A 21,536-nucleotide genomic window follows, 5' to 3' on the forward strand; every position below is an offset into this window, starting at 1 on the left:
GGAGGACCGAGATGCAGTTCGACGGCAAGACCGTGGTGGTCACCGGTGCGGCCGGTGGTATCGGCGGCAACTACGTCCGGGCCTTCGCGGCCGCGGGGGCGAACGTCGTCGCGGCCGACGTCCCCGCCGCCGCCGAGGCAGGAGTCGCGCTCGCCGAGAAGGCCACCGCAGCCGGGGGTGGCCCGGTCGTCTTCGTGGCGGGCGACGTGACCTCCGACGCCGACTGGGCCGTGCTGGTGGCGCGGGCCCGCGACGAGTTCGGCGGGATCGACGCGCTGGTGAACAACGCCGCGATCTACCAGGGCCTGACGGCCAAGCGCCCGCTCACGGACCTGTCCACCGACGACTGGGACACGGTGCTGCGGGTCAACGTGCGGGGCACGTGGCAGGGGATCCGGGCGGTCGCGCCGGTGATGCGGGCCGGGGGCGGCGGCCGGATCGTCACCATCTCCTCCACCACCGCGCGCACGGGCGTGCCCGGCTTCGCGCACTACGTGGCCTCCAAGGCCGCGGTCGAAGGCCTGACCCGCGTGGCGGCGCGCGAGCTCGGTGCCGACGGGATCACGGTCAACGCCGTCGCGCCCGGCCTGGTGAGCGACGAGGCGTCCCGCGCGCTGAACAGCGACGCCTACCTCGCGGCCGCAGCCGGCGGCCGCGCGCTGGGACGGGAGATGCTGCCCGACGACCTCGTCGGGGCGGTGCTGTTCCTGACCTCCGACGCCGGCGGTTTCGTGACCGGGCAGACCCTGGTCGTGGACGGGGGAGGGGTGTTCACGTGAGCGCGCCCTGGATCGTCCTGCTCGTGGTCGCCGGCTACATGGTGGTGCTCGCGGGCATCAGCTACGTCGTGCGGCGCGCCTCCCGGACGTCGGAGGGCTTCGCCAGCGGTGGCCGGGTCTTCCCCGCCGTGCTGATCGGGTTCCTGCTGATGTCGGAGTTCATCGGGACCTCGGCGACGCTCGGGACGGCCCAGAAGGCGTACTCCGTCGGCATCTCGGCGGCCTGGAACGTCATCGCCCTCGCGATCGGCTTCGTCCTGTTCTCGCTCTTCGTGGCCCGCAAGTACAAGGCGCTGGGCGAGAACACGATCTCCGGCGCGCTGGCCACCACCTACGGCGAGGGCGTCCGCACCGCAACTTCGGTGATCATGACGTGCGCCCTGCTGATCGTCGCCGTCGCGATCTACGCCAGCGGCGGGGCGATGCTGTCCAGCCTGCTGGGCATCGACCGCGACTGGGCCATCGTCGTCGTCGGCGTGCTGGCCACGGTGTACGTGGTGGTCGGCGGGATGCGTTCGGTGGTCTACACCAACGTCCTGCACGCGGTGATGAAGCTGGCCGCGGTGGGCGTGCTCGCCGTCATCGGCGTGTCCCGCGTGGGCGGGATCGGTGAGCTGCGGGCGGCGCTGCCGGCCGAGAGCTTCTCCGTCGACGGCGTCGGCTGGGCCCAGATCTTCGCCTGGCTGATCGCCGGGGTCGGGGCGATCTTCGCGACGCAGTACGTGGTGCAGGCCGTCACCACGGTCCGCGATCCGGGACGCGCGCAGCGCGCCGGCTTCTACTCGGCGCTGATGCTGGTGCCGTTCGGCATCCTCGCGGCCGTGGTCGGCATGGTCAGCGCCGTGCTGTACCCGGGCATCGACTCGATCGACGCGCTGCCGGTGCTCGCCGTCGACATCCACCCGCTGCTGACCGCGCTCGTCATGTGCGGGTTGGTCGGGGCGATCCTGGGCAGCATCGCGGCCCTGATCATCGGGTCGGCGACGCTGCTGCTCAAGGACTTCTACCGGCCGTACTTCAACACCGACGGCGACGACCGCAAGGACGTCGTGTTCCTGCGGCTCGCGACGTTCGGGGCCGGCGTCGTGCCGATCGCGCTCGCCCTGTTCGCCGAGGACGTGCTCGCCGTGACATTCCTGGCCAAGTCGCTGCGCGCGGCCCTGGCCGTGCTGATCGTCCTGATGTTCTACAAGCCCGGCTACGGCAGCAGCCGCGGCGCCGCCGTGTCCATCGTCGTCGCGCTGGTGGCGACGACCGGGTGGTTCCTGGCGGGCGACCCGTTCGGCATCGACAACGCCTACGTTGCCGTCGCCTGCCCGCTGGTGATCATGACGGTGGTGCACGTGCTCGGGCGGCGCGGCCGAACACCCGTGGTGAAGGAGGAGGCGACATGAGCGTGCCCGTGGGCGCGTCACTGCGCGGGTGGCTGGACCACCTGGGGTCCCGGGACCGGCTCGTGATGGCGCAGCCGGGCGTGGACCTGCGCTTCGGCGTCGCCGGCATCGCGAACCGGTTCGACGGGGCCGCCGCCACCCTCTTCCCTCAGCCTGGTGGCCACGCGGTCCCGGTCGTGTCCGGCCTCCTGTCGGACCGCGCGTGGATGGCCGAGGCGATGGGCGTGCCGCAGGACGGGCTGATCGAGCGCTACCGCCACGCGTGCCTGGAGCCGGTGCCCAGCCGGGAGGTCGGCGAGGCGCCGTGCCAGCAGTCCGTCCGCAAGGACGTCGACCTCACCGCGATGCTTCCGATCCCCACGCACAACGAGCACGACCACGGCGCCTACATCACGGCCGGTCTGCTGATCGCGCGCAGACCCGACACCGGCGTGCAGAACGTCTCGATCCACCGCCTGCAGGTGAGCGGGCCGAACCGGCTCGGCGCGCTGCTGCTGCCGCGCCACACCCTGGCCTTCTTCCACGACCGCGAGTCCGCGGGCGCCGACCTGGAGATCGCCATCGTGATCGGGGTCGACCCGCTCACGCTGATGGCCTCCCAGGCGATTGTCCCGATCGACCACGACGAGCTGGAGATCTCCGGCGCCCTGCGCGGCGAGCCGCTGCCCGTCACCCGCTGCGTCACCAACGAGGTGCGGGTGCCCGCCGACGCGGAGATCGTGCTCGAAGGCCGGCTGCTCGCACAGGTGCGCGAGCCAGAGGGCCCGTTCGGCGAGTTCCCGCAGTACTACGGGCAGCGCGCCGAGCGACACGTCATCGAGGTCGACGCGCTCACCTCCCGGGAGTCGCCGCTGTTCCACACGATCGTCGGAGGCGGGCTGGAGCACCTGCTGCTCGGTGGCATCCCGCGCGAGGCGTCGTTCCTGGCGAGCCTGCGCCGCAGCTTCCCCTGCGTGCGCGACGTGCACCTCTCGCGCGGCGGGACCTGCCGCTACCACCTGTACGTCCAGGTGGAGCGGCCCGCGCCGGGCGAGGCGAAGAACGTGCTGCTCGGGGCGCTGGGCACCCACTACGACATCAAGCACGTCACCGTCGTCGACACCGACGTCGACGTGCACGACCCCACCGAGGTGGAGTGGGCCGTGGCCACCCGCTTCCAGGCCGACCGCGACCTCGTCGTCGTGTCCGGCAGCCAGGGCTCCAAGCTCGACCCGTCGACGGCCGAGGGGGTCGGCGCCAAGATGGGCCTCGACGCCACGGTCGCGGTGGACGCGCCGCCCATGAAGTTCACGCGGATCGCGGTGCCGGGTCAGCAGGAGCTCGACGTCGGGGCGCTCACCGCGCCCGCTACGGCCGACTGGCGGGAGGCCTGCCGTGGATGAGCCCCGGCTGATCGTGGGGATCTCGGGAGCCTCGGGCATCACCTACGGGGTGCGGCTGCTGGAGCTGCTGCGCCCCACGCCCGTGCAGACCCACCTCGTCCTCACCAAGTCGGCGCGGATGACGCTCGGCTACGAGACCGACATGTCCGTGGGCGACCTCACCGCGCTCGCCGACGTCTGCCACTCCAACACCGACCTCGGCGCCCCCATCTCCAGCGGCTCGTTCCGCACGCTCGGGATGGTCGTGGCGCCGTGCTCGGTGAAGTCGATGTCCGAGATCGCCTCGGGCGTGACGACGAGCCTGCTCGCCCGGGCCGCGGACGTGGTGCTCAAGGAGCGGCGCAGGCTGGTGCTGATGGTCCGGGAGACCCCGCTGCACCGCAACCACCTGCGCACGATGGCCGAGCTCACCGAGGTGGGCGCGGTGATCGCGCCGCCGGTGCCCGCGTTCTACGCGCGGCCGCAGACGTTGGAGGAGATGGTGGACCACACCGTCGGGCGCGTGCTCGACCTGTTCGACCTCGAGCTCGGCGTCGTCCGCCGGTGGGGAGAGGTTCCTGCGAAGGTGACGTCATGACCGAACCGCGCCTGGACCACCTCGTCTACGCATCCACCGACCTCGACGCGCTGGTCGCGGACTTCACCCGCCGCGCCGGTGTGGCACCGGTGCTCGGCGGTCGGCACGTCGGTCGCGGCACCCGCAACTTCCTGGTCGGGCTCGGCGGGAGCGCCTACCTCGAGCTGATCGGGCCCGACGACCCCGCCGCGGTGCCGCTGCCGGAGATCTTCGGCATCGACCGCCTGACCGGGCCGCGGTTGGCGGCGTGGGTGGTGCGGCCCTCCGACATCGAGACGACCGTCGCGGCGGCCCGGGAGGGCGGCTACGACCCGGGCGACATCGCGCCGCTGTCGCGCCGTACCCCCGCCGGGGACCTGCTGGAATGGCGGCTGACCCCCAACCGCGGCGACCGGTTCGGCGGGCTCGCGCCCGCGCTCATCGACTGGCTCGACGCCCGCCACCCCACCGCGGACGGGCTCCCGCAGCTCGCCCTGGTGTCCCTGACCGGGCACCACCCCGACCCGCCGGCCGTCCGGCATGCGCTGGCGGCCCTGGACGTCGAGCTGGACGTCACCACCGGACCGGCCGGCCTGGAGGCGGTCCTCGACACGCCCAACGGGCACATCACCATCTGAGCACAGGCATCTGAGCACAGGCATCTGAGCACAGGGAGGACACCGGGATGACCCAGCAGAGGAAGATCGGCCTGACGCTGCCGCAGCGAGGCACGTTCTTCGACGTCCTGAGCTTGTCGGAGCTGGTCGAGACCGGCCACTGGGCCGACGAGACCGGCCTGTTCGACTCGCTCTGGATCGGCGACAGCCTGCTCGCCAAGCCCCGGCCGGAGGCGGTGGCGCTGTTCGGCTCGCTCGCCGCCGTCACGCGCGACGTCACCCTCGCCGTGGGCTGCCTGGCGACCTTCCCGGTGCGGGACCCCGTCCTGTTCGCCGACCAGTGGGCCACGCTGGACCAGCTCTCGAACGGGCGCATGCTGCTCGCGGTGTGCACCGGGATCGTCAAGCCCAACGACGCCTCCGCGAAGGAGGGCGCCCTCTACGGCGTCACCGACAAGTCCCGGGCCGCCCGGATGGAGGAGAACATCGAGATCGTCCGCCGGCTCTGGACCGAGGACGACGTCACCTTCGCCGGTCGGTACACCTCGTTCGAGAACGTGACGGTCCGGCCCAAGCCCGTGCAGTCGCCGCCGCCGGTCTACATCGCCTCCAACCCGGTGCCGGACCCGCCGGCCACCCGCGCGCTGCACCGCGTGGCCCGGATCGCCGACGGGTGGATGACCACGCGCAAGAGCCCGGAGCACCTCACGGTGAACCTGCCCGCGATCAAGGAGTTCCTGGTGGAGGAGGGGCGGGACCCGGCCGCGTTCGGCGTCTCGGCCTACCACAACCTCAACCTCAACCCCGACCGCGAGGCGGCCTTCGAGGAGAGCTACCGCTTCCTCGGCGAGTACTACGGCCCGGTGTTCACCGAGGAGCAGACCCGCCACTGGACCGCGGCCGGCACCACCGATCAGGTGGTCGCCGACCTGGAGCGGCTCTACGCCGACGGCGCCACCGAGGTGACGCTGCGGATCACCTCGTGGGACTGGCGCCGCCAGCTCGAGCTGCTGGTGAAGGACGTGATCCCCCGGCTGCAGGCGGGCGCGTGAGCCGGCTGCGGTAGCCGTCGGGCCACGACCGGCGTCAGGCCCACCCCTGCGGGACCAGCCCCACGATCGTCAGCAGCGAGTACAGGAACGCCAGGCCGAACACCGCGACCAGCAACACCTGGACGACGGGGTGCGCGACCCAGCCCGCCTGCCACTCCGGCTCCCGGTCCCCGTGGCGGCGGGCCTGGCGCAACATCAGCACCGGGATGATCGACATGATCGCCCCGGCGAACCCGCCCGCGTACCCCAGCGCCGAGACGAAGCCGGCCAGCCCGATCGCGGCGATCAGGAACGGCGGCACGGCCACGAGCGCGATACCCATCACGCGGTGCCGCACCGAACCGGTGGCGGGCCAGGAGAACCGGTCGAAGATGTTGGTGAGCAGGGTCAGCCCGATCGCCCAGAAGGACGTGAGCATCGCGAGCAGGGCGAACACGTTGGCGCAGTAGTACGCGACCGGCCCGAGCCGGTCGGCCCACGCGAGCGTGACGACGGGCGTGATGGCGTCCGGGCCCATCATGCCGAGCGCCGCGAGCGGCACCAGCGCGAGGAAGAACCCGGTGGCGCACATCCCGGCGATCACCGCGCGCGGCAGCGCCCGGGGGGAGTGGGCCAGGCCGCGGGCCAGCTCGGGCACCGTGTACTGGGCGATGAAGGCGAACACCGCCAGGTTCACGATCGGGATGATGAAGTAGGGGCGCAGGTAGACCAGGTTCGCGCCGTCGACGCCGGGACCGAGGAGCGTCCAGCCCACCAGCACCACCATCAGCAGGACCATCCCGACGGTGATCGCCTGCTCGGAGCGGCCCGTCGCCCGCAGCCCCAGCCAGACGACCACCACGCCCGGGACGTAGAACAGCAGGCTGCCCACCACCTGCGGGATCCCGAACAGGTCGGCCAGGATCTGCCCGCTGCCACTGGCGTAGGCGATCAGCGCGCCGAGCCCGTTGACGGCGATGCCCGCGAAGATCAGCCAGGAGCCGGCGTTCCCGAGGTACTTGCGCGCCAGCCCGGACAGCTGCAGCGGTGTGTTCGTGCGCAGCGCCACCTCGGCGACGTACAGCATGGATGCGGTGGTCAGGAAGCCGGCGATCAGCAGCGCGGCCACCAGTGCGGGGAACCCGCCGGTGCGGGAGCCGTAGGGGAGGCTGAGGATGCCCGCGCCGATGTTGGCGCCGAAGATGATCGCGACGCCCTGCCAGAAGGTGATCCGTTCATGGCTCAGGCCGGCGAACTTCCGGGGGGCATGGCCGTCGGGGTCCGTCACACCCGTGATCCTCGCGCGCGCCGCGCGGAACGGCTCAGCCGAGGTGCTCCTCGATCACCTCGGCGCCGCGCACGACCCCGCCGCCGTCGTCGATGCTGCGGCGGATCCGCTGCAGGTTCGCCCGGATCCGGGGGTCGGCGGCCACGCGGGCGACGGTCGCCGCGAGGACGTCCGCGGTGAGGGCGGTGGGGGCGAGGCGCTCGCCGAGCCCGAGCTCGACGATCCGGTCGGCGTTGGCGACCTGCTCGGGCATCTGGGGGAAGGTGATCAGCGGTACGCCGTAGCAGAGGGCTTCCATCGTGGAACCCATTCCCGCGTGCGTGACGAACGCGCCGGCGTGGCGCAGGACCGCGAGCTGGGGGAAGCGCGCCCGGACCTCGACGTTCGCGGGGACCGGGCCGAGCGCGTCCGCATCGGTGCCGCCCACCGTCATCGCGACCTGCCACGGGCCGTCCCCGAACGCGTCGAGGCAGGTCCGGTAGAACTCCGGCTGCTCGGTGAAGATCGTGCCCAGCGAGACGTACAGGACCGGGCGGGCCGGATCCGGTGGTGACCACGGCTCGCGCTGCTCCCGCCGGCCGAGCAGGGGTCCGAGGAAGTGGAAGCGTTCGTCGAAGGTGTCGCCGAAGGGCTGGAACTCCCGCGGGACGAACACCAGGTTCACCGCCTCGGTGACGTCCATCGTGCCCGCCACGTCGAGGTCGACACCGTGTTCGGCGGAGAACTCGGCGCAGTCGGCGCCGAGCCCGGCCATCTCGGGGTGCTCGGGCGGGATGCCCTCCATCAGCTGTTCGTCGATCGAGTACTGCGCGTTCTCCGCCAGGTTGGGGATGCAGCGCACGGCCGGGATCCCCAGCTCGGTGGCCACGAGCCGGCCCGGCCAGTTCGTGACGTCGTAGCAGATGCCGTCCGGCCGGTCGGTGCGCGCACGCTCGAGCAGCACCGGGTAGGTCGCGCGCAGCGCGCGGAAGTAGTGCCGGAGCCAGAAGGCGATCACGGCGGCGTCGACCTGGGCGGGCGGTACGAACGGGACGAGCGGCGGCAGGGGCACCCAGCGCGCCCCGGTCCCCGTCACCGCGTCGCCGAACTCGCCGGAGGTGGCGTAGTCGACCCGGTGGCCGCGACGGACGAGCTCCTCGACGAGGGGCAGCGTCGGCGTGACGTGGCCGTGCCCGGCGAGCGCGACGAACAGCAGGTGCTTCGACACGACGGCCAGGCTAGGAACCGTTCACCCCGCACGCACCCGTATTGCGTACCCGTATTGCGTCAGCCCACGGCGGCCGGCTTCCGCACCGGCCGCAGCCGCCGCCACAGCCCGCGGCCCGGACGCTGCGCGAACGACGCGGTCAGGCGGTCGAGGAAGATCGCCAGGATGACCACGGCCAGGCCGCCCTCGAAGCCCTCCGCGATGTCGAGCTGGGTGACCGCCTGGACGACGACGCTGCCCAGCCCGCCCGCGCCCGCGAGCCCGGCGACGACCACCATCGACAGCGCCAGCATGATCACCTGGTTGATCCCGGCCATGATCGTGGGCAGGGCCATGGGCAGCTGGATCTCGCGCAGGATCTGGCGGGGGTGGGCGCCGAAGGCGTGCGCGGCCTCCACCACCTCCGCGTCCACCCCGCGGATCCCCAGCTCGGTGAGCCGCACGGCGGGCGGGATCGAGAAGATCGTGGTGGCGACGACACCCGGGACGACCCCGATGCCGAAGAAGAACACCGCGGGGATGAGGTAGACGAACACCGGCGTGGTCTGCATGAAGTCCAGCACCGGGCGGAGCACGGTGCTCGCGCTGCCGTTCCGCGCGGCCCACACCCCCAGCGGCACCCCGATGACGGTGGCGAGCACCGCGGCGACCAGCACCACCGCGAGCGTCTCCATCGTCTCGGGCCACAGGTTCATCGACGCGACGAGCAGGAACGCCAGGACCGTGAAGACGGCGAACCCGACCCCGCGGGTCAGCAGCGCGATGACGCCGAACAGCGCCACCCACACCAGGAACGACGGTGCGAGGAACACGGCGGTGATCGCGTCGACCAGCACGGTGAGCACCGCGCTGATCGCGTCGAACAGGCCGGGGACCACCCGTAGCAGCCAGGTGATGAACTGTTCGACAACGGCTCCGAGCTCGATGCGTGGCACGTCTCAGCTCCTGGTCGGAACGGCGGAGAGGGCGGCGAGCACGGCGGCCCGCGGTACGACGCCGAGCAGCCGGTCACGGTCGTCGATCACGGCCATCGGCACCGGATGGCGGCCCAGGCGGTCCATGATGTCGATCAGCGGACGGTCGGGCTCGGTGGTGGCGAAGTCGTGGTGCAGCCCGTCGCGCCCCACGGCGTCGTGGCCGTTGCGCGCGGCGTGGGCGAGCCACTCGTCGTGCACGATGCCGAGGATCCGCTGCTCCTGGTCGACCACGTACGCGTCGGTGGTCTCGAGGGCGCCCATGCGGCGCAGCGCGTCGTCGGGCCGCTCGTCCACCCGCAGCACGAGGCGCGCCTCGCGCAGGACGTCCTCCGCGGTGAGGACCCGGCTGCGGTCGACGTCGGAGACGAAGTCGGCGACGTAGTCGTCGGCGGGGTGCGCCAGGATCTCCGGTCCGGTGCCGAGCTGCACCTGCCGGCCGTCCTTGAGCAGCAGGATCCGGTCGCCGAGGCGCATCGCCTCGTTCAGGTCGTGGGTGATGAAGACGATCGTCTTGTTCAGGTCCTTCTGCAGCCGGATCAGCAGCGCCTGCATGTCGCGGCGGATCAGCGGGTCGAGGGCGGAGAACGGCTCGTCCATCAGCAGCACATCGGTGTCGGCGGCGAGCGCTCTCGCCAGCCCGACCCGCTGCTTCATGCCGCCGGAGAGCTGGTCCGGCAGGGCGTCCCCGCGGTCGCCGAGCCCGACCTGGTCGAGCGCCCACTGCGCGCGCTCCCGGCGGTCGGCGTCCCCGACGTGGCGCACCTGCAGCGCGTAGGCGGCGTTCTGCAGCACCGTCCGGTGCGGCAGCAGCGCGAAGTGCTGGAACACCATGCTCATGTGGTGGTTGCGCAGGGTGCGCAGGTCGGCGTCGTCGAGCCCGCCGAGCTCGCGGCCGTCCACCTCGATGGAGCCGCTGCTGGGCTCGATCAGCCGGTTGAGCAGGCGTACCAACGTCGACTTGCCCGAGCCCGAGAGGCCCATGACGACGAACAGCTCACCGGGCTCCACCGTGAACGAGACGTCGTGCACGGCCAGGGTGGCGCCGGTGCTCTCCTGCACCGCCGCGCGCTCGGCGCCGTCGCCGGCCATGCCCAGCGCCTGCTGCACCGCCGCCGCGGCGCCGAAGACCTTCGTCAGCTCCCGGCACCGGATGGCCGGGCCCTGGGCCGTCAGCTCGCCAGCCATTGCTGCACCACCTGGGGGTTGGCGTCGACCCATTCCTTGGCCACGGTGTCGGCCGACTCGCTGTCGACGTCGACGCGGCGCAGCATCGTCTCGATGTCGGCCAGCGGGAGCTCGAAGCGCTGCAGCATCGCGTAGAAGGCGGGTGCCTCCTGCTGCAGGTCGGTGCTCGCCGCCGTCCACGCCGAGTAGTCGGGCATCGCGCAGGCACCGTTGCCGGTGGTGAAGCAGTCCGGCTGGAACGGCGCGGGCTCCTGCAGCTGGGTCATGTCGAACTCCGCGAACACCCAGTGCGGGTGGTAGAGGTAGACCAGGATCGGTTCCTGGCGCTCGTACGCCCGGCGCAGCTCGGCCAGCTGCGCGGCCTCGCTCGCGGTGACCTGCTCCAGGTTCACCCCGTAACCGGTGAGCCGCTTCGCGTTCTGCTCGGTGGTCACCCAGCTCGGGTCGGCGTCCACGAGCCGGTTCCCGAGCGCGTCGGCGTAGTCGTTGAGCTGCGTGACGCTGGTGAGCCCCTCCAGCGGTTGCCCGGGCTGGGTGGCGTAGGTGGGCACGAACCAGCCCTGGGCGGCGCCGCCGTAGGTCTCGTGCACCATCGTGACCCGCTCGGCGGCGGAGTCGGCCAGCTCCTGCTGGTTGGGCATCGCGACCTCGGTGAGCAGGTCGAGGTCCCCGCGCTGGGCGCCCGCCCACGCCGGTGCGGGTCCGAGCGCGGTCGTCTCGATCCCGGAGACGCCGAGGTCCGGGTGCGCGGCCACCACCTCGGAGAGGATCGCGTTCGTGAGTGCGGCGGCGCTCCACGGGAACTCGACCGCCGAGACCGTGACGCCTTCGCCGGACGAGGACTCGGAATCGCCGGTGGTGTCGGCAGGGGCGCCGCTGCAGGCCGCGAGCAACGCCGTGGCGGCCAGCGCCGCGCTGAGCGCGCCACCGCGGCGGCGCCGGAACGAACCGGTCATGGTCTGATCCTTCTGTTCCGGGGAGTCCCGCACCTGGGGGATCGGCAGGAAACTACCGGGTGTGCGGAGCTGCCTCATCTCGAAGCGTCAGGCGGTAGGCGCCGCGACCCCGACCGGCTCGTCACCGCGCAGGGTGACGCGGTGCATCACGCGCCGTGCGTCGCCGTAGTCGCGGTTCGCGTAGTGGGCCGTGGCCCGGTTGTCCCACATCGCGACGTCGCCCACCTGCCAGCGGTGCCGCACGACGTGCTCGGGTTTGGTCAGGTGCGCGTAGAACAGGTCCAGCAGGTACCGGCTCTCCGCGTCGGAGACGCCGGTGATGTGGCTGGTGAAGCCCGGGTTCACGAACAGCGAGCGGCGGCCCGTCTCCGGGTGCACCCGCACCACCGGGTGCTCGACGGGCTCCAGGCTCCGGTAGCGCTCGCCGTCCCAGAGGCTGCCCTCGCCGCCCCGGCGCTGCGCGAGGTAGTACCCGAACTCGCGGGTGCCGTCGTGCACGGCGGTGAGCCGGTCGGCGAGGTCCCGCACCGGCGCCGACAGCGACGCGTAGGCGAGCTCCAGGTCCGCCCAGTTCGTGTCGCCACCGGACGGCGGCAGCGTCACCGCGCGCAGGACCGATCCGAGCGGCGGCCTGCGCACGAACGTCACATCGGTGTGCCAGACGTCGGCGAATCCGTTGTCGGCGCTGTCCAGCGCGTAGATCTCGGCGTGCGCCTCGTCGATCCCGGGGACGACCGGGTGCGACGCGGTGAGCCCGCCCAGCCGGTTGCCCAGGGCCACCTGCGAGTCGGGGTCCAGGTCCTGCCCCGGGAAGAACAGGACCTTGTGGGCGGTGAGCGCGGCGCGGACCTCGGCGATCACGGCGTCGGACGCGGTGGCGAGGTCGACCCCGTGCACGGCGGCGCCGAAGCCGGGGCCGAGGCGGTCGAGGTCGAGAGTGGGCGTGGCGAGCGTGCTGGTCATGGGGCTCCTTCGAGCTGTGCAGGACGGGCGGGCCCGGAGCGGGCGGCGGTCGGTGCTCAGCGACAGAGCGCGTCGGCCTGGAGGCGGCACAGGTCGACGTGAATGCGTTCCACGAGGACCAGGGCAGCGGGCACGTCCCGGATCCTCACCGCGCACCGGGCGGGATGCAACGAGGCATCCGGATCGTGGACGCAGCGGGTTGGTAGGGAAGCACCTGTCCGGACAAAGCCCCGCGCGGGGCCCGGATCCGGACGTACGAACGTCAGCGCTTGCGGCGGCGCCGGCGCGCGGATTCCGCGCGCTGCGGCCAGTGCGACGGGTGGACCAGTGGCTCCGACAGCGTCGTGCGGGCGTCGCCGCGCGCCGCGGCGAGCTGCGCCTGGGTGAGGAAGAGCGCGCCGGTCAGGTCGGCGGCCGCGAGGTCGGCGCCGCGCAGGTCGGCACCGATGAGGTCGGCGCCGGTCAGGTCGGCCTCCCGCAGGTCGGCGCCCACGAGCAGCGCGCCCCGCAGGTTCGCCCCGCGCAGGCGCGCACCCCGCAGGTCGGCCCCGACGAGGTCGGCTCCCCGGTGGTTGCGGCCCTGCGGCCGGGCCCGCTCGCTCACGCGCAGCAGCAGCTCGCTCACCTCCCGGCGGTGCGCCTCGACGTCCAGCTCGGCGAGCCCGGCGGGGTCGAGGCGGGTGAGCCGGTCCGTGGCGGCGAGGGCGTCGTCGAGCTCGTCGTGCAGCGGGGCCGCCTGCGGCAGCGCGCGGGCCTCGGTGAGGTAGCGGAGCAGCTCGTGCAGCGTGCGCATCACGGGGAACACCGCGAACATCTGCGCGGCCTCGCCGGGGCTGCGCCGCCAGTCCCGCCCGCCGAACGTCACCTGCACGACCTGCTGCCCGGCGCCGAAGCAGTCGTAGACGGTGCAGCCTGGGTAGCCCGACTCGCGCAGCTGCCCGTGGATGCCGCACCGGAAGTCCTCGCGCAGGTTCCGGCAGGGCGTGCCGGCCGGCTTGTCCACGGCGAAGTCGGCCGAGGCGGCGAACGGCAGGGCGGTGCAGCAGAGCGCGGCGCAGCGGGAGCAGTCGGCCTGCAGGTGCTCGGGGACGGGGGAGGACATCGCCTCCATTGTCCCTCGTCCCTCACGCGGCCGACTCGGGTGCCGGACCGTGATCACCTAATGGGTGCGACGGCGGCAGGATGTCGCCGCTCCTGCACCCAACCGGTGATCATGCGCTCCGGGCCCGCTCACGGCCGACAGCACGCCCGGTCCGCCGAGTGCCCGACCGAGCGCGTGCTGCGGCCGGGCGGACCGGGGGCTCGCCGCCCAGGGCGCGGGAGCGCCTGCCCCGGCGCGGTCCAGGGCGTCAGTGGCCGCAGGCGGGCAGTGGGGCGGTGCTGGTGGGGCCGACGCCGAGCGGGTCGAGGTCGCGGGGGTCGGGCGTCGGGCTCCACCGGCCGTCCACCACGGCGTAGGTCCACGCCGGGCCGTCGGTGACCAGCCACTCCAGCGCGTCGACGAGCCGGTCGACGTCGGCCGCCGTGGTGCCGAGACCGAAGCTGGCCCGCACGGCGCAACCGTCGTCGGTGCCGGCGAGGCGCTGCAGCAGCGGGTGGGCGCAGAACTTCCCGTCACGGACGCCGATGCCGTGCTCGGCGGAGAGGTAGGCCGCCACGAGCCCGGCCGGCCGGCCCTCGACCACGAACGTGGTGACGGCGACGCGGTCGGTGCTGTCGGGCCAGATGCGCAGGGTGCGCACGCCGGGGATCGCGGCCAGGCCCGTCTCCAGCCGGTGGAGCAGCGCCGCCTCGTGCGCGGGGTCGAGGCCGCTCTCGAGGTGGCGGCACGCCTCGGCCAGCGCGGCGGCCCCCAGGACGTTCGGCGTGCCGGCCTCGTGCCGGTGCGGTGCGGGCGCCCAGGACACCTCGGTGACGCCGTCGGCGTCCGGCGCGCTCACGGCACGCACCGCGCCGCCGCCGGCCAGGTGGGGCGAGGCGACGTCGAGCCAGTCGCGGCGCCCGACGAGCGCGCCCGCGCCGTAGGGGGCGTAGAGCTTGTGCCCGGACAGCGCGAGGTAGTCCACGCCCGCGGCGGCGATGTCGATCCGGCGGTGCGGCGCGAGCTGGGCCGCGTCGACGACGACCCGGGCGCCCGCGGCGTGCGCGAGCGCGGTGACCTCGGCCAGCGGGAGCAGCTCGCCGGTGACGTTCGACGCTCCCGTGACGGCCAGCAGGGCGGGCCGGTCCGCAGCCAGGGCGTCCCGCAGGTCGGCCAGGGTCTGCGCGACGGTGCCGCCCGTCCGCAGCACCCGGCCCGGCCCCCAGGCCAGCAGGTTCGCGTGGTGCTCGGCGTCGAGCCGCAGCACCGGGCCGGGCACGCAACCGGCCAGCAGGTTCAGCGCGTCGGTGGTGTTGCGGGTGAACACCACGACGTCGTCGGCGCGCGCCCCGACGAACCGGCCCACGGTCTCGCGCGCCCGCTCCAGCACGGTGGTGCTCACCTGCGAGGCGTACCCGGCGCCGCGGTGCACGCTGGCGTAGTAGGGCAGCAGCGCGGTGACGTGGTCGGCGACGGGCTCGAGCGCCGGCGCGCTGGCGGCCAGGTCGAGGTTGGCGTAGCGCACGCGCTCGCCGGTGACGAGCGGGACCTGCAGGTCCGCACCGACCACGCGGGGGAGCGCGGGCGCGCAGACGGCGGGACGGGTGGGCAGCACAGCGGTCATGACGGTCCTCCGGACCCTCTCAGGACCCGGACGGAACTCGGGTCCGCGCTTGCCGCCGTGGGTGCACGGCGGCCTGGTCGTCACCCGGAGCACCCCACCGCGGAGGAGGGTTGCCGGCCAGCGAGCCGGGGCTTGACGCTGGCGCTCTTGACCTGGGAGGCACGGTACGGGCGGGCGGCGGGATCGGTCAAGCGCGGCTCGGGGCACAGTCGATCCCGCGACCGGCTCCACTCGCTGGACCGCTCGGGTGATAGCGGTGCGAACGGCCACGGGGGGAGTGCCGCGACGGCTCTACTGATCGATCTGGGCCCCTGGGCGGGCTGTCGAGGAGGAGACGATGCCAGGTGCACGCCCTGTTCGATCAGCTGCGTCGACGTACGCGCGCGGTCTACTCGCGGCTGTTGTTCTGCTGATGGCGTGTGCGGGTCCAGCGACCGCTGACGAGCCGTTCAGGCCGCCGCGACCACCGATCGATCAGCAGGCAGAAATCATCGACAACTTCTACAACCCTTCCGGGGTGCCGGTGCACCTTCGTCGGGGATTTTGGAACGCGGGGGCACCCAACGCCGGCTTCGGCTGGGAGAAGATCCGCGGCAAGCACCAGGTCTCGAACATGGGCGTGGTTCGGCAGATGGTTCACGCGCCCGGCCGCATCTACGAGAACCCTCCCGGATCGAACCGCTGGATCCACGAGCACATCGCTCGGCGCTTCCGTTGCGGGTTCGGCTGCCTCGAGGTCGAACAGGTGACAGTCAAGCTGGTCGTCGACCACAACGACTTCCACGGGCGAGGCCCCATCGGCATCATCACCCTCTACTGCGAGAATCCTGACAGGTCCTGGGCATGCCCGGCCTATGTGAACAACGCGCTGAACGCCACGTGACAGGTCGGCAGCTCTCGACCGGTAGCAAGGGGAAGTGGGGCTCGTTCATGGTCGAGATGGTCAGGCCGCCGAGGCTCACCTATAGCGGGGTCGTCACCTCCGACTGGGCGTCCAGCGTCGCGCAACACCTCCTCTACGAGGCCGTCACGCTCGCCGATCAGAACCATCTGGAGGTCGTGGAGATCTGGGTGTCGGACGACTTGAGCATCTACATGAGGCATGTCCGGGCAGGCGCGAAGCTCGGGTTGCGCGTCGAGGAGCTCGGGGTGGACCCGATGGTGGGCACGCCGGCTCGCAGCTCCGACCTTGTGGGTGACTCGGTGTACCACTCCCTCTACGACACCCCGCCGGTCCGCGATTGGCGCGACGCGCTGGGGTTCGAGTGGTGGGGTGACGAGCCGGGCGAGGGGTGGGCGGCCGGGGTCGACCGTGCGCGCACCAGCACTCTGGTTCACCGAGCCTGATCACTATGTCGGGGACATGAGCTGCAGAGGTGCGGTTCACGTCCCGATCCCGACGATCGGGGCCCGGTGTGACGTCGGCGGGCCGCGGCCCGGTCGCTTGACAGCGGGAGGCCGGCGATCTTAGCTCCGTTCACCGGTTGCGGAGGGCGGACGTGAGGCAGGTGCGGGTGACCGGACGCGAGTCGCGCACGGCGTACCTGCTGCTCGGGCCCAGCCTGTTCGGCGTCGCCGCGTTCCTGGTGCTGCCGATCCTCGTGGTGGCGTGGCTCGCGCTGCACCGGTGGGACCTGATCAGCCCGCGCACGTTCGTCGGGCTGGAGAACGTGGTCGCCGTGGCGTCCGACGGCCGGTTCGCGCGGTCGCTGCTCGTCACGGCCGTCTTCGTGGCCATCGTGATCCCCGCCCAGACCGTGCTGGGGCTCGTCGCGGCCCTGCTGCTCAATCGCGGTCTGCGCGGCTCGTCGGTCTTCCGCGTGGTGTACGTGCTGCCGTGGATCTGCGCGCCGCTGGTACTCGGCGTCGTGTGGCGCTGGATCCTCGCGCCCACCGACGGCGCCCTGAACGCGCTGCTCGGCCGCCGCGTCGAATGGCTGGCCGACCCGGCGCTGGCGCTGCCGTCGGTGGCGGCGGTGACGGTGTGGACGCAGGTCGGTTACGTCGCGCTGTTCTTCGTGGCCGGGCTGCGCGCGATCCCCACCGCGGTCACGGAGGCCGCCCTGCTCGACGGGGCCGGCCCGTGGCAGCGGTTCTGGCGGGTCACGCTGCCGCTGCTGCGCCCCACCCTGTTCTTCGTGCTGGTCACCGGGGTGATCTCGAGCTTCCAGGTGTTCGACTCGGTCTACGCGCTCACGCCGAACGGCGGGCCGCAGGGCGTCACCGACGTCGTCGCCGGGCGGATCTACTACGAGGCGTTCGAGCAGCGGGCGGTCGGGCAGGCCGCGGTGATGGCGCTGGTCCTGTTCGTGCTGCTCGTGGTGGTCACCCTCGTGCAGCAGCGGTGGTTCGCCCGCCGCACGACCTACGACCTGTCGACGTGACCGGGCTGCGTACCGCGGGCATCTACCTGCTGCTCGTCGCCGGTGGGGTGCTCACGCTCGCCCCGTTCCTGCTGAGCCTGTCCACCGCGCTGAAGTCGCCCCAGCAGTTCGCGTCCGGGTCCGTGCTGGGCCCGCCCGCCCCGCCGACGCTGGCGAACTTCGGCGAGCTGTTCGGGGAGCGCTACGACTTCGTGGCACCGATCGCGGTGACCGCCCAGGTCGTGGCCGTGATCCTGGTGGGGCAGCTGGTGTTCTCCGTCTTCGCCGCCTACGCGTTCGCCCGGCTGCGCTTCCCGGGCCGCGACGCGCTGTTCTGGGTGTACCTGGCCACGCTGATGGTGCCGCAGGCCGTCACGATCATCCCGCTCTACATGCTGTTCACCGACATGGGCCTGCGCAACACGTTCTGGGCGCTGGTGCTGCCCCAGCTCTTCGGGTCGCCGTACGCGATCTTCCTGTTGCGCGAGAACTTCCGCGGCATCCCCGGCGACCTGCTCGACGCCGCGAAACTCGACGGCGCCGGCACGCCGCGCATCCTCTGGCACGTCGTGGTGCCGGTCAGCCGGGGGATCATCGCGACGCTGGCGATCATCACCGTCGTCACGCACTGGAACAACTTCCTGTGGCCGCTGGTGATCACCACCGGCAGGCAGTGGCAGGTGCTCACGGTCGCCACGGCCGGCCTGCAGTCGCAGTACAACAGCAACTGGACCATCGTCATGGCCGCGGCCACGGTGGCGATCCTGCCGCTGATGGTGCTGTTCCTGATCTTCCAGCGACACGTCGTCCGCTCGATCACGATCACCGGGTTCCGGTAGGAGAAGACCTGATGAGACTCCAGCGTCTGGCCACGGCGGCGGTCGCCGTGCTGGCCCTCGCCGCCTGCTCGCCCGCGGGCCCGGACGACGCGCCGGACGCCGAAGGCGTCACCACCGTGTCCCTGCGGCTGTGGGACGAGGACGTCGCCGCGGCGTACGAGGAGTCGTTCGCCGAGTTCAGCCGGCAGAACCCGGACGTGGCCGTGGAGCTGAACGTCGTGCCGTGGGCCGACTACTTCACGCGCCTGCCGCTCGACGTCTCCAGCGGCAGCGCCGACGACATCTACTGGGTCAACGCCCTCTACTACGGCGCGCTGGCCGACCAGGGCAAGCTCATCGACGTCGGGCAGGAGCTCGCGGACCAGGTGGGCGACTGGGTGCCGGCCGCCGTCGAGCAGTACTCGCGGGGCGGCGGGCTGTGGGGCGTCCCGGCGCTGACCGACGGGCGGATCGTCGTCTTCTACAACCGCGACATGGTGCAGGCCGCCGGCGTCGACCCCGAGAACCTCACCTGGCACCCGAGCGACCCGGCCGCCGACACGTTCCTCCCCGCGGCGCAGAAGCTGACGCGCGACGCCGCAGGCGCCACCGCCGACCAGCCCGGCTTCGACACCGGCGCCGTCACCCAGTACGGCTTCAACGCAGGCCGTGACCTGCAGGCGATCTACTACGACTTCGTCGGCTCCAACGGTGGCCGGATCCAGAACCCGGCCGACGACACGTTCGTGCTCACCGAGCCGAAGACCGTCGAGGCGTTCGGGTACCTGGTGAACCTGATCAACCGCGACCACGTGGCCCCGTCGGCCGCCGACACGAACGACAACAGCGACTTCAGCCGCGACCAGTTCCTGCAGGGGAAGATGGCGCTGTTCCAGAGCGGCACCTACAACCTGCAGAACATCCAGGACGGCGCGCAGTTCGAATGGGGCATCGCGCCGCTGCTCGCCGGGCCCGAGGGCCGGGTCAGCGTCGTCAACAGCGTGATCGCCGCCGGCAACGCCGACAGCCTGAAGCGGGACGCGATCCTGCGGGTGCTGGGGTGGCTGGGCTCGGCGGAAGGTGCGTCCTTCGTCGGCGCCGAGGGGGCCGCGCTGCCCGCCGTCACCGCCGCGCAGCAGGGCTACTTCGACTACTGGGCGGGCCAGGGCGTCGACACCCGCTACTTCGGCGACGAGGGGGGCACCGCGACGATCCCGGCGCCGTCGGGCCCGAAGTTCGGCCCGGCGTCCACGGCGTTCGAGCCGATCCTCAACGAGGTGTTCGCCGGACGCACCCCGGTGGCCGAAGGCCTGCAACAGGCCCAGGACACAGGAAACGCGGCGCTCCGCTGAGGCGGCGCGTCTCCCGGAGGTTCAGGAAAGCCACATTCCTGCCCTGCAGGTTCATGAAAGTGGCTTTCCTGAACCGGGGGCGGGGAAGTTCAGCTCGCTGAACAGCGCCAGCTGCTCCGCGCAGCGGCGGACCAGGGCGTCGGCGTCTCTCACTACCGGGCGGCCGTCGACCTCGGTGATCGCGGTCGCCGGGAGGTGGCGGGCGGGGCCGTCCCGGCGCACCGCCTCCAGCAGGTGCATGAACGGCGCGCAGGACGACAGCGGGGCCAGCAGCGGCACCGCCGGGTCGCCGAGGTGGGCCACGAGGTTGTCGAGCAGGACGGTGCGTCCGGCCGGCGCGGTGGCGGGGGAGCCGTCGGCCAGGGTGCCGGTGAGCGTGTCGGTGGTGTACTCCAGCTCCAGCCGCCCGTGCTCGCCGTGCACGACGATCACCGGCATGCGGTGCTCGGCGGCGCACAGGCTGACGGCCACGACGATGGGGATCCCGCCGACGGTGAGCCGCGCCGACGCGGTGTCGTCGCCCTCGGGCGAGGCGACCCGGTAGCGCTGCAGCTCCACGTCGACGTCCGCGTCGGCGGGGACGCCCGCCACCCGCAGCGCGGACGCGGTGGCGTGGGCGAACGCGTTGGTCAGCGCGCCGTCGGTGACCGGCTCGCCGTCGATCTCCATCCGCCCGGCCCAGGCGGCCCGGGCGAAGTAGGCGCGCTCACGCACCCACGCCCCGTGGACGCCGACGCCGCGCAGCGGGCCGAGCGCGCCGTCGGCGACGAGCCGGGCGGCGTGGGCGAGCGCGTGCGACCCGAACGACTGGAAGCCGACCTGGCACACCTTCCCGGCGGCCTCGACCTCGGCGGACAGCGCGCGGAACTGTGCCATCGACGCCGTCGGCGGCTTCTCCACGAACAGGTGCGACCCGGCGGCCAGCGCCGGCCGGGCCAGCGCGAGATGCGTGTGGATCGGGGTGGAGACGATCGTGACGTCCGGGCGCACGCGCTCGAGCAGCTCGGCCGCGTGGGCCAGCACCGGCACGTCGGCGCCCCCGGGCAGGGCCCGCACCCGCGCGAGCGACTCGGGTGCGGGTGGACGCGGGTCGGCCAGGCCGGCGACCCGCACCGCGCCGGCGCCGGCGAGGCGCAGCAGCCCGTCGAGGTGCACCTGCCCGTAGCCGTGCACGCCGATGAGCGCGACGCGCGGAGGCCCGTAGACGTCCATGGTCCCCTCCCTGGGAAAGCGGTTGCCAGCCTACGCGGAGCGCTCGCACACCGATTCGTGTGCTCACGCACCGACTGCAGTCGGTGCGGCAGCACAGAAGTCGGTGTATGGCGTCAGCCGTGGCGCCAGGCCGCCGTGATGAAGGAGCGGAGGAGCTCGACGTTCGACGCCGGCGGGGGAGTGGAGGCGAGGTTGCCGATGCGGTCGTCGAAGGCGCTCTGGGTGAGGGCGCCGACGGCGAACAGGTAGCTCCACTCGTAGAACCCCGGTGGCTTGCCGGGCAGGGCGCGGCGCAGTGCGGCGATGAACTCGCGGGCCATCGGGTCGAACAGCTCCCGGATGACCGGGCGCTGCATGCTGGACGGGTCGGCGGCCTCCCGCAGCACGAGCCGCCGGTACGAGGCGCCCTCGGCGGCGAGGGCGATCACGGGGTCCATGAAGGCGCTGACGATCCGGTCGAGCGCGTCGGGTGCGTCCAGGTCCTCGATCGCCTCGAGCATCCGCAGCCGCTCCTCGTTGACGTGCTGGCGGCGCGCGAAAACGGCTGTGTAGAGCGCGAGCTTCGACTCGAAGTGGTAGCCGATCAACGAGAGCTTCACCTCGGCCGCGGCGGCGATCTGGCGCAACGTCGTGCCGTGGTAGCCGGACTCGGCGAACACGCGCTCGGCGGCGTCGAGGATGCGCCCGCGCCGGTCGAGCGGCGGGTCGCCGGCGGGGGCCTGCATGGCGCCACGGTACTGGACGGCCGTGC

At 72.5% G+C, this 21,536-nt stretch carries 21 protein-coding genes and 1 riboswitch; of the genes, 11 read left to right on the forward strand and 10 right to left on the reverse strand.

Annotated features, from left to right (window positions below; translation table 11 throughout):
- Window positions 1–11: 11 nt before the first annotated feature.
- From CFP66_RS21875 to CFP66_RS21900, 6 genes are read left to right on the forward strand one after another with little or no spacing between them, the layout of a single operon-like run.
- Window positions 12–779: an SDR family NAD(P)-dependent oxidoreductase gene (locus tag CFP66_RS21875; RefSeq protein ID WP_094926990.1), complete on the forward strand. Its 768-nt coding sequence runs from the start codon at window positions 12–14 to the stop codon at window positions 777–779.
- Entirely contained in the window at window positions 776–2,173 is a 1,398-nt protein-coding gene (locus CFP66_RS21880) for a sodium:solute symporter (RefSeq protein ID WP_198961586.1), read from the forward strand. The genes CFP66_RS21875 and CFP66_RS21880 overlap by 4 nt, the downstream gene beginning before the upstream one ends.
- Complete coding sequence (locus CFP66_RS21885) at window positions 2,170–3,555, forward strand: UbiD family decarboxylase (RefSeq protein ID WP_094926991.1); 1,386 nt, start codon at window positions 2,170–2,172, stop codon at window positions 3,553–3,555. The genes CFP66_RS21880 and CFP66_RS21885 overlap by 4 nt, the downstream gene beginning before the upstream one ends.
- Window positions 3,548–4,132 carry a UbiX family flavin prenyltransferase gene (locus tag CFP66_RS21890; RefSeq protein WP_198961587.1) on the forward strand — a complete coding sequence of 195 codons (585 nt, stop codon included), beginning with the start codon at window positions 3,548–3,550 and terminating at the stop codon, window positions 4,130–4,132. The genes CFP66_RS21885 and CFP66_RS21890 overlap by 8 nt, the downstream gene beginning before the upstream one ends.
- Entirely contained in the window at window positions 4,129–4,749 is a 621-nt protein-coding gene (locus tag CFP66_RS21895; RefSeq protein WP_094926992.1) for a VOC family protein, read from the forward strand. The genes CFP66_RS21890 and CFP66_RS21895 overlap by 4 nt, the downstream gene beginning before the upstream one ends.
- Before the next feature lie 47 nt (window positions 4,750–4,796).
- A complete protein-coding gene (locus tag CFP66_RS21900; RefSeq protein WP_094926993.1) occupies window positions 4,797–5,780 on the forward strand; it encodes an LLM class flavin-dependent oxidoreductase in 984 nt (327 codons plus the stop codon).
- Between the two features lie 34 nt (window positions 5,781–5,814).
- Here the strand turns inward: CFP66_RS21900 and CFP66_RS21905 are convergent, their stop codons facing one another.
- From CFP66_RS21905 to CFP66_RS21940, 8 genes are all read right to left on the reverse strand, one after another.
- Window positions 5,815–7,047, reverse strand: coding sequence for an amino acid permease (locus CFP66_RS21905; RefSeq protein ID WP_094926994.1), 1,233 nt, complete (start codon window positions 7,045–7,047; stop codon window positions 5,815–5,817).
- A 34-nt stretch (window positions 7,048–7,081) separates the two neighbouring features.
- Complete coding sequence (locus tag CFP66_RS21910; protein ID WP_094926995.1) at window positions 7,082–8,254, reverse strand: macrolide family glycosyltransferase; 1,173 nt, start codon at window positions 8,252–8,254, stop codon at window positions 7,082–7,084.
- Window positions 8,255–8,313: 59 nt separating this feature from the next.
- Window positions 8,314–9,189 carry a proline/glycine betaine ABC transporter permease gene (locus CFP66_RS21915; protein WP_094926996.1) on the reverse strand — a complete coding sequence of 292 codons (876 nt, stop codon included), beginning with the start codon at window positions 9,187–9,189 and terminating at the stop codon, window positions 8,314–8,316.
- A gap of 3 nt (window positions 9,190–9,192) precedes the next feature.
- Window positions 9,193–10,416 carry a glycine betaine/L-proline ABC transporter ATP-binding protein gene (locus tag CFP66_RS21920; RefSeq protein WP_094926997.1) on the reverse strand — a complete coding sequence of 408 codons (1,224 nt, stop codon included), beginning with the start codon at window positions 10,414–10,416 and terminating at the stop codon, window positions 9,193–9,195.
- On the reverse strand, window positions 10,401–11,372 hold the full coding sequence (locus CFP66_RS21925) for a glycine betaine ABC transporter substrate-binding protein (protein WP_094926998.1): 972 nt from the start codon (window positions 11,370–11,372) through the stop codon (window positions 10,401–10,403). The genes CFP66_RS21920 and CFP66_RS21925 overlap by 16 nt, the downstream gene beginning before the upstream one ends.
- Window positions 11,373–11,459: 87 nt before the next feature.
- Window positions 11,460–12,335 carry a TauD/TfdA family dioxygenase gene (locus CFP66_RS21930; RefSeq protein ID WP_094926999.1) on the reverse strand — a complete coding sequence of 292 codons (876 nt, stop codon included), beginning with the start codon at window positions 12,333–12,335 and terminating at the stop codon, window positions 11,460–11,462.
- Between the two features lie 262 nt (window positions 12,336–12,597).
- Window positions 12,598–13,437 (reverse strand): pentapeptide repeat-containing protein, encoded by an 840-nt coding sequence (locus CFP66_RS21935; RefSeq protein WP_094927122.1) that lies wholly within the window; start codon window positions 13,435–13,437, stop codon window positions 12,598–12,600.
- A gap of 247 nt (window positions 13,438–13,684) precedes the next feature.
- On the reverse strand, window positions 13,685–15,040 hold the full coding sequence (locus tag CFP66_RS21940; protein ID WP_094927000.1) for an aminotransferase class V-fold PLP-dependent enzyme: 1,356 nt from the start codon (window positions 15,038–15,040) through the stop codon (window positions 13,685–13,687).
- A gap of 40 nt (window positions 15,041–15,080) precedes the next feature.
- Window positions 15,081–15,193, reverse strand: a riboswitch (SAM riboswitch).
- A gap of 184 nt (window positions 15,194–15,377) precedes the next feature.
- Between CFP66_RS21940 and CFP66_RS21945 the strand changes: the two genes are divergently transcribed.
- From CFP66_RS21945 to CFP66_RS21965, 5 genes are all read left to right on the forward strand, one after another.
- On the forward strand, window positions 15,378–15,923 hold the full coding sequence (locus CFP66_RS21945) for a hypothetical protein (protein ID WP_143517333.1): 546 nt from the start codon (window positions 15,378–15,380) through the stop codon (window positions 15,921–15,923).
- Complete coding sequence (locus CFP66_RS21950; RefSeq protein WP_094927002.1) at window positions 15,920–16,387, forward strand: hypothetical protein; 468 nt, start codon at window positions 15,920–15,922, stop codon at window positions 16,385–16,387. Before CFP66_RS21945 ends, CFP66_RS21950 begins: the two co-directional genes overlap by 4 nt.
- Before the next feature lie 152 nt (window positions 16,388–16,539).
- Window positions 16,540–17,424 (forward strand): carbohydrate ABC transporter permease, encoded by an 885-nt coding sequence (locus CFP66_RS21955; protein ID WP_233159608.1) that lies wholly within the window; start codon window positions 16,540–16,542, stop codon window positions 17,422–17,424.
- Window positions 17,421–18,242 carry a carbohydrate ABC transporter permease gene (locus CFP66_RS21960; protein WP_094927004.1) on the forward strand — a complete coding sequence of 274 codons (822 nt, stop codon included), beginning with the start codon at window positions 17,421–17,423 and terminating at the stop codon, window positions 18,240–18,242. Before CFP66_RS21955 ends, CFP66_RS21960 begins: the two co-directional genes overlap by 4 nt.
- A gap of 11 nt (window positions 18,243–18,253) precedes the next feature.
- Complete coding sequence (locus CFP66_RS21965; protein ID WP_094927005.1) at window positions 18,254–19,573, forward strand: sugar ABC transporter substrate-binding protein; 1,320 nt, start codon at window positions 18,254–18,256, stop codon at window positions 19,571–19,573.
- 51 nt (window positions 19,574–19,624) lie between these two features.
- On the opposite strand, the gene CFP66_RS21970 is transcribed toward CFP66_RS21965, so the two are convergent.
- A complete protein-coding gene (locus CFP66_RS21970) occupies window positions 19,625–20,785 on the reverse strand; it encodes a Gfo/Idh/MocA family protein (protein WP_198961588.1) in 1,161 nt (386 codons plus the stop codon).
- A 113-nt stretch (window positions 20,786–20,898) separates the two neighbouring features.
- Complete coding sequence (locus tag CFP66_RS21975) at window positions 20,899–21,510, reverse strand: TetR/AcrR family transcriptional regulator (protein ID WP_094927006.1); 612 nt, start codon at window positions 21,508–21,510, stop codon at window positions 20,899–20,901.
- Window positions 21,511–21,536: the final 26 nt, after the last annotated feature.

Origin of the sequence: Pseudonocardia sp. MH-G8, assembly GCF_002262885.1 — a bacterium.
Lineage (GTDB): Bacteria > Actinomycetota > Actinomycetes > Mycobacteriales > Pseudonocardiaceae > Pseudonocardia.

What these genes read in the sequence shown, in the direction of transcription:
- CFP66_RS21895 (WP_094926992.1), top strand. Translation starts at nt 4,129, where the DNA reads ATGACCGAACCGCGCCTGGACCACCTCGTCTACGCATCCACCGACCTC.
- CFP66_RS21945 (WP_143517333.1), top strand. Translation starts at nt 15,378, where the DNA reads ATGCCAGGTGCACGCCCTGTTCGATCAGCTGCGTCGACGTACGCGCGC.
- CFP66_RS21920 (WP_094926997.1), bottom strand. Translation starts at nt 10,416, where the DNA reads ATGGCTGGCGAGCTGACGGCCCAGGGCCCGGCCATCCGGTGCCGGGAG.
- CFP66_RS21930 (WP_094926999.1), bottom strand. Translation starts at nt 12,335, where the DNA reads ATGACCAGCACGCTCGCCACGCCCACTCTCGACCTCGACCGCCTCGGC.
- CFP66_RS21885 (WP_094926991.1), top strand. Translation starts at nt 2,170, where the DNA reads ATGAGCGTGCCCGTGGGCGCGTCACTGCGCGGGTGGCTGGACCACCTG.
- CFP66_RS21975 (WP_094927006.1), bottom strand. Translation starts at nt 21,510, where the DNA reads ATGCAGGCCCCCGCCGGCGACCCGCCGCTCGACCGGCGCGGGCGCATC.
- CFP66_RS21875 (WP_094926990.1), top strand. Translation starts at nt 12, where the DNA reads ATGCAGTTCGACGGCAAGACCGTGGTGGTCACCGGTGCGGCCGGTGGT.
- CFP66_RS21935 (WP_094927122.1), bottom strand. Translation starts at nt 13,437, where the DNA reads ATGTCCTCCCCCGTCCCCGAGCACCTGCAGGCCGACTGCTCCCGCTGC.
- CFP66_RS21940 (WP_094927000.1), bottom strand. Translation starts at nt 15,040, where the DNA reads ATGACCGCTGTGCTGCCCACCCGTCCCGCCGTCTGCGCGCCCGCGCTC.
- CFP66_RS21965 (WP_094927005.1), top strand. Translation starts at nt 18,254, where the DNA reads ATGAGACTCCAGCGTCTGGCCACGGCGGCGGTCGCCGTGCTGGCCCTC.
- CFP66_RS21970 (WP_198961588.1), bottom strand. Translation starts at nt 20,785, where the DNA reads ATGGACGTCTACGGGCCTCCGCGCGTCGCGCTCATCGGCGTGCACGGC.
- CFP66_RS21925 (WP_094926998.1), bottom strand. Translation starts at nt 11,372, where the DNA reads ATGACCGGTTCGTTCCGGCGCCGCCGCGGTGGCGCGCTCAGCGCGGCG.
- CFP66_RS21900 (WP_094926993.1), top strand. Translation starts at nt 4,797, where the DNA reads ATGACCCAGCAGAGGAAGATCGGCCTGACGCTGCCGCAGCGAGGCACG.